Origin of the sequence: Halobaculum sp. EA56 (assembly GCF_051195075.1) — an archaeon.
In the GTDB taxonomy this organism is placed as follows: domain Archaea; phylum Halobacteriota; class Halobacteria; order Halobacteriales; family Haloferacaceae; genus Halobaculum.
Genome location: NZ_JBNTJX010000124.1, coordinates 1 through 830, shown reverse-complemented (window position 1 = coordinate 830; position 830 = coordinate 1). Strand labels below are relative to the sequence as shown.

Annotated in this window: 1 protein-coding gene; it reads right to left on the bottom strand. The window is 71.6% G+C overall.

The features are described from left to right. Positions 1 to 116 precede the first annotated feature (116 nt). Positions 117 to 830: hypothetical protein (locus tag ACQUQ1_RS22525; RefSeq protein ID WP_435066402.1), on the bottom strand; the 714-nt coding region annotated here is incomplete at its 5' end.

Here is an 830-nt window from a genome sequence, read left to right as displayed (position 1 = left end):
GCGACTCGCGCGCCGCCGCGACGAGGTCGTCCATGCGCGCCGTTCGTCGCGAGGTCACATATGTCACACGGCGCGGGTACGGGGACGAGGGTCGCGGCGGCGGCCGCGCCGGGGGCTCAGTCGTCCCACTCGACCTCCGACACCTCGTCCGTCTCCCGAAGGATGAACGGGCCGATCGACAGCGTGTGCTTCGTCACGGTCGCGATCCGGAGGACGTACGCGAGCAGCACGAGGAACGGGACGGTCGCGACGGTCGCGGCGGCCGCGACGAGGGGGACCAGGGTCCCGACGCCGAACAGGGTGTACGCGTACGCCTCCGCGTGAAAGAACGCGACCATGAACGCCGACACCAGCAGCGCCGGGAGCGCCGACGCGAGGATGGCCCGCGAGAGGTTGATCAGCTCCCACTGGAAGTACAGCGTCTTGAAGTGTTCGCGCGCCGGGCCGAACAGCTCCAGCACCTCCGTGAGCCGGTCGAGCGCCTCCAGCCCCTCCTCGTCGAGCGCGTCGCCGTACTCGGCGCGGATCCGGTTCGCCGCGTACACCTTCCACGAGTAGTTGAAGTTCAGCGCCGAGGAGATCACGTCGAACTCGCCGAAGCGCGCGTCGTCGAGTCCCTCGGACACCGCCGCGGCGTTTCCGGTGAGGCTCGACACCAGGTCGTCGACCGCCTCGATCGCCCCGTCGTCGCCGGCGCGGTCGGCCGCCTCGCGCACGTCGCGCGCGCGGTCGGCCGACACCTGCACGAGCGCGCGGAGGAACTGCGCGGGCCGCGCGGGGCTGACCGACGCGTCGATCAGGTCGGCGGCGTCGGACCGGAACTCCATGGC